This is a genomic window from Actinomycetota bacterium (assembly GCA_036280995.1).
Classification (GTDB): Bacteria; Actinomycetota; CALGFH01; order CALGFH01; family CALGFH01; genus CALGFH01.
In genome coordinates, this window is sequence record DASUPQ010000733.1 from 1 (window position 1) to 5,465 (window position 5,465).

At 68.7% G+C, this 5,465-nt stretch carries 7 protein-coding genes; 1 reads left to right on the forward strand and 6 read right to left on the reverse strand.

Annotated elements, in window-relative coordinates:
• Positions 1-40 precede the first annotated feature (40 nt).
• Positions 41-895 (reverse strand): class I SAM-dependent methyltransferase, encoded by an 855-nt coding sequence (locus VF468_24570; protein HEX5881464.1) that lies wholly within the window; start codon positions 893-895, stop codon positions 41-43.
• 56 nt (positions 896-951) lie between these two features.
• Between VF468_24570 and VF468_24575 the strand changes: the two genes are divergently transcribed.
• On the forward strand, positions 952-1,635 hold the full coding sequence (locus VF468_24575) for a helix-turn-helix transcriptional regulator (GenBank protein ID HEX5881465.1): 684 nt from the start codon (positions 952-954) through the stop codon (positions 1,633-1,635).
• Positions 1,636-1,779: 144 nt separating this feature from the next.
• On the opposite strand, the gene VF468_24580 is transcribed toward VF468_24575, so the two are convergent.
• The 5 genes from VF468_24580 to VF468_24600 form a co-directional block, all read right to left on the reverse strand.
• Positions 1,780-3,072 (reverse strand): ArsB/NhaD family transporter, encoded by a 1,293-nt coding sequence (locus VF468_24580; GenBank protein ID HEX5881466.1) that lies wholly within the window; start codon positions 3,070-3,072, stop codon positions 1,780-1,782.
• On the reverse strand, positions 3,069-3,509 hold the full coding sequence (locus tag VF468_24585) for a CBS domain-containing protein (protein HEX5881467.1): 441 nt from the start codon (positions 3,507-3,509) through the stop codon (positions 3,069-3,071). The genes VF468_24580 and VF468_24585 overlap by 4 nt, the downstream gene beginning before the upstream one ends.
• The gene (locus tag VF468_24590; GenBank protein HEX5881468.1) at positions 3,509-4,372 is read right to left on the reverse strand and encodes a Na+/H+ antiporter NhaA; all 864 of its coding nucleotides are present in this window, start codon (positions 4,370-4,372) and stop codon (positions 3,509-3,511) included. The genes VF468_24585 and VF468_24590 overlap by 1 nt, the downstream gene beginning before the upstream one ends.
• Positions 4,299-4,772, reverse strand: a complete 474-nt coding sequence (locus VF468_24595) for a Na+/H+ antiporter NhaA (protein HEX5881469.1) — start codon at positions 4,770-4,772, stop codon at positions 4,299-4,301. The genes VF468_24590 and VF468_24595 overlap by 74 nt, the downstream gene beginning before the upstream one ends.
• A 473-nt stretch (positions 4,773-5,245) precedes the next feature.
• Positions 5,246-5,465: hypothetical protein (locus VF468_24600; protein ID HEX5881470.1), on the reverse strand; the 220-nt coding region annotated here is incomplete at its 5' end.

The window sequence follows — 5,465 nt, forward strand, 5'->3', positions numbered from 1 at the left end:
GCCAGCTCCCTGGTGTCGTCCGGCATTCGCCGCACCCCCTTCAGCGTCGCTGTGCCGTGATGAGCCAGGCGCGCGATTCGTAGGTGACGCCATCTGGCGTCTCGTGCGCCACCAGCGTGTCGCGCAGCCGCTGGAAGGCCTTGGCCCGCTCTCCTGAAGCGAGCTCGCCGGTCATCCAGGCGAGCAGCCGGCTGAGGACCTCATATCCCTCATCGACCGTGGCGCCGAAGTACATCGGCAGCTCGAGCGAGTCGATGCGGACATCCGCGAATCCGGCGTCGGTCAGGATCTGTTCCGTTCGAGACGGGTCGGCATGCGCGAAGGGGCTCGGTGCGTTGGGTGGAGGTGGGGCGAGCCCCCTGCCGAGGGTCAGCGCATCGACGAACGACAAGAACCATTCGTTGTGCTCCGGGGCCTGCCACGACACCAGCGCCAAGCGCCCTTTGGCTCGCATGGCGCGCGCGATGTTGGTGAAGGCCGCAGTCTGGTCGGCGAAGAACATCGCGCCGGTTCGGCTGATCGCGACATCGAACGATCCCGATTCGAAGGGATAGATCTGCGCGTCGCCTTGGACGAAGGTCGTGTTGGTGACGTCCTGCGCGGCTGCACGCGCCCGGGCGCGTTCGAGCATCCGCGCGGAGAGGTCGATTCCCACCGCCGCTCCCCGCTTGGCGGCTCGCGCCGCGTCCCTGGTCGAGTCGCCCGTGCCGCAGCCGATATCGAGGACTCGGGCCTCGGCCGTGAGCGCGACAGTCTCCATGAGCTTCGCCTGGTGCTGCCTGACCGAGGATTCGAACAACTCGGGGTAGCGCGCCCAGATCTCGCCCTCGTCTCCGTCCCACGCCTGTGCCTGGCTCTCGTTGCCCGGCGCGACGATGAGTTCGCTCGTCGGCATGATGCCTCCCGCGCTATAGTCCAGATGGGACTAACCGATACTCCCTAGGGGACCATATGTCAAGGCCGGAGCTGACGACGACCTCGTACGCGATCCTGGGCTTTCTCGCCATCCGACCATGGACGACGTACGAGCTCGCCCAGCAGATGCAGAGGACCCTCAACCACATGTGGCCGCGGGCTCGCAGCAAGCTCTACGAGGAGCCGAAGAAGCTCGTGGCGCACGGCCTGGCGACCGCCTCCAAGGACGCGGTCGGCCGACGCGCAAGGACGGTCTATGCGATCACGCCAGCCGGGCGCCGCGCGCTCGCCGCGTGGCTGCGCACCCCGAGCGACGACGGCATGGCACTGGAGTCCGAGTACCTCGTGAAGCTCTTCTTCGCCGACCATGGCCGGACACAGGACGCCCTCGCGACACTCCAAGCCACCAAGGCATGGGCGCTCCAGCAACTCGACGTCTTCGCCGAGGCGGCGCGCGTCTACCTGGCCGGTGAGGGTGCGTTTCGCGAGCGCGCGGCCGTGAACATGGTGGGTGCGCGGTTCATGGTCGACTTCTACGCGCTGGTCGCCGACTGGACCGACTGGGCCAATGAGGTAATGGCCTCCTGGCCCGATCACCCCAAGAACGCCGAGCCGGATTGGGAACTCATGGAGGAGATATATCGGCGGGCCCGTCCTGGGTCGACTCGGGTCGGACAGACGGGCGCTGGCGGTCATCCTCGGCGCCGTTCGATCCGCTAGGCCGCTTGCCCCGTGCGTCATGGGCAGCGCGCAGCAAGCGAAGGTTGGCGGCCGCGGCGCTAGGTCGCCTGGATGCTATCTGGTGATGACTGGTGGACTGCCACGCGGACTGCCATAACAGCCGGCTCATGAACTGGAGCTCACCTAGGCGAGGACGAAGTAGCGCAGCCACAGGTACGGCATGGAGATGGCCAGGGTGACCAGGGCGACCAGGGCGCCGTACTTGGTGAACTGGAGGAAGCTGATGCGGTGGCCGGCGCGTTCGGACAGGCCCAGAATGACCACGTTGGCGCTGGCCCCGATGGCGGTGGCGTTGCCGCCCAGGTCGGCGCCGAGGGCCAGCGACCACCACAGCACGGTCCCGTCGGTGCCGGGCGGGAGTTGGTCGACCAGGGTGCCGACGACCGGGGCCATGGTGGCCACGTAGGGGATGTTGTCGATCACCGCCGACAGCAGGCCAGAGACCCACAGCAGCAGGGTGGTGGCCAGCAGCAGCCGGCCGCTGGTGAGGTCGGCGGCGGCGTCGGCCAGGCGCTGGATGACGCCAACCTTGACCAGGGCGCCGACCATGATGAACAGGCCCATGAAGAAGGCCAGGGTGGGCCATTCGACCTCGCGCAGGAACACCGCCGGTGGGCGGTTGGCCAGCAGCAGTAGCACCCCGGCGCCGAGCAGCGCGACCACTGAGGGGTCGTAGTGGAGCAGGCCGTGGAGGACGAACCCGATGGTGGCGGCGACCCCGACGGCGAGCGAACGGATCAGCAGGCGCCGGTCCACGATGGCCTCGTGCTCGTCAAGGCGCATCAGCTCTTGGACGAGCTCGGGCCGGGAGGCGAACGAGGAGCGGAACAGCACCCGGCACAGGACCACGAACACGATCAACAGCAGCCCGATCAGCGGGGCCAGGTTGGCCAGGAAGTCGAGGTAGGTGAGGTTGGCCTGGCTGGCGATGATGATGTTGGGCGGGTCGCCGATGAGGGTGGCGGTGCCGCCGATGTTGGAGGCCAGGGCCAGGGTGATCAGGTAGGGGGCCGGCGGGAGCTCCAGGCGCTCGCAGATCAGGATGGTGACCGGGGCGACTAGCAGGACGGTGGTGACGTTGTCGAGGAAGGCCGAGGCGACGGCGGTGAGCACGACCAGGGCGGCCATGATCCGGTAGGGCTGGCCTCGTGCTTTCTTGGCCGACAAGATGGCCAGGTATTCGAACAGTCCGGTCTGCTTCATGATCCCGACCACGATCATCATTCCCAGCAGCAGGAAGATGACTTCCCAGTCGATGCCGAAGTCGGTGGAGTGGAAGGCGTCCTCGGAGGAGACCAGCCGCAAGGCCAGCATGAGGCCGGCGCCGGCGAGGGCGACCACGACCCGGTTGACCTTCTCGGTGGCGATCAGGGCGTAGGCCACCGCGAAGACGGTGACGGCCAGGGCCGTGCTCATGGCTGGAGGAGGCGGGCGAGCAGGGCCGAGCTGGTGATCCCGCCGACCAGCCGGCCGCCTTCGCGGACCGCCACCAGCGGCGCCCTGGCCCCAGCCATGGCCGCCGCGACCTCGATCAGGGTCGCGTCCCCGTCGACCTGGGGAATCTCGCTGCCGGCCTTGGCCAGCAGCTCGTCGGCCCGGCGGCCCTCCAGCCGCCGCCACAGCAGATCGGCGGCGCCCTCTTCCAGCACCTGAGCCAGCCTGGGGTCCTCAATGATGTAGCTGGGCAGCAACCGCGACAGCAGCCCGATGTCGGACACCACTCCCTGGAGCTGGCCCTGGCGTTCGATGAACACCACGTCCACCTCCTCCGTGGCCAGCACGCGGGCCACCTCAGAGGCGGGGGCGTCGGTGGGCAGCGACGGATAGGGAGCGGCCAGGTCGCGTGCTCGCATCAGGCTGCTCCTTCCTTGGGGGTGCCGCCGGGCCGGGCCGAGAACGGCAGGGCGCGGTGCAGCAGCAATGCCCCGACTGCGGCGGCCAGCAGCGACCCGGTCAGGATGCCGACCCGGGCCTGATCCTGGAGGGTGGGGTCCGGGTAGGCGAGGCTGGCGATGAACAGCGACACGGTGAAGCCGACCCCCGCCACCGCCGCGATCGCCACGACCTGGCGGCCGGTGACATCAGCGGGCAGGGTCCCAGCCCGAAGGCGTACGGCCAGCCAGGCGGCGCCGCTGATCCCGACCAGCTTACCCACCACGAGCCCGAGGACCACCCCGGCGGTGACCGGGGACCCCACCGCCTCAGCAAGCGACCCCCGGCTCAGCGGCACCCCGGCGTTGGCCAGCGCGAACAACGGGACAACCAACAAGCTGGTCCAGGGGTGCAAGGTGTGCTCCAGCCGCTCGGCAGCCGAGATCGTCTCCTGGACATGCTGCTTGACCCGGCGCACCACCGGGGCCGAGGGCTGGATGTCGTCACCGCCTAGCGAGACCGACAGGTGCCGAACCAGTGGGCGGGTCGGCATCAGCAGCCCCAGCGCAACCCCGGCGATGGTGGCATGCACCCCCGAGGCGTAGGTGGCCAGCCACACCCCGACGCCGAGCAGCACATGGATCGGCCACCACACCACCCCCACCCGGTGGAGCACGGCGATCACCGCCAGCAGCCCGACCGCAGCTCCCAGCGGGGCCCAGGCCAACCCGCCGGAGTAGAAGACGGCGATCACGATGATGGCCCCGATGTCATCCACGATGGCCACGCTCAATAGCAGCAGTTTGAGCCCAGAGGGGACCCGAGAACCGAACAGGACCAGCACCCCCAGGGCAAGGCGATATCAGTGGCCATCGGCACCCCCCAGCCCCGCTGCCCTCACCGCCCAGATTCAGCGTCAAGAACAGCAAGGCGGGCAGCACCATGCCGCCAAGAGCCGCCAACGCCGGCAGGGCGGCATTGCGGGCGCTGCGCAGCTCGCCCACGGCCAGCTCGCGCTTGATCTCCAAGCCGACGACGAAGAAGAACAGCGCCATCAACGCGTCGTTGACCCAGTGGCGCAGATCCAGCGCCAGGGTCCAGCGGCCCACCTCGAAGGCCAGCTCGGTCCCCCACAGGGCCTCATAGGCGCCGGCCCAGGATGAGTTGGCCCACAGCAAGGCCAGCACGGTGGCGGCCAGCAGGACCAGGCCACCGGTGACCTCGGTGTCAAGGAACTCGCGCACAGGAACGGCAAGCCGACGGGCGCCCGGGCCCTGACCGGCGCTCCAAGAACCTTCCACCGGCGGATGACCTGTCGGCACGAGACCTCCCCGATCGACAACGCAAAAGCTACATTGCCGACCAGGCTTCCCGGCGCACCGCCCACACTGTACCCGAGGAACACCGGCCGCTCCGCCCGGCCGCCACGACTCTGGCTGCCGAAGAATCGGCCACGGCACGGATGGAAACAGACCTGAGAAATGAACGACTCGGCTCAGTTGCAGCGTGGGATGGCGGCGTAGCCGCATGTTGGTTTCTGAGATTGCGCGCGAATGCGCGCCCGGCCCGAAGGGCCTGTCGTGGTACGGCAGGGGAATGACCGTACGCAACCCTCGATCGATAGGTCACGGCTGAGGTCCAGATAGCTCAGCGGCTTGTCGCCCTGGAGCCGTGTGTCGTTGACAGACTGGGCGCCGCGGGGCCTGTCAGCTGCGGTTCAAGGCCGCAACGACCAGGTCCGTGATCCGTTGGCGATGACCGAGACGGCCAGGATGGCGAGCTCGGCGGGTGAGAACAGCTGCCGGCTCTGCTCGCGGCGGGCCATGACGAACAGGAGCGCGTAGACCTGGCCCAGCCGGCGCAGCCGGTTGCCGGCCTCGTTCAGGTCGGCCTCGGTAAACGGCGCCCAGTCGGTGGCCAGGGTCACGGTGCGGCCG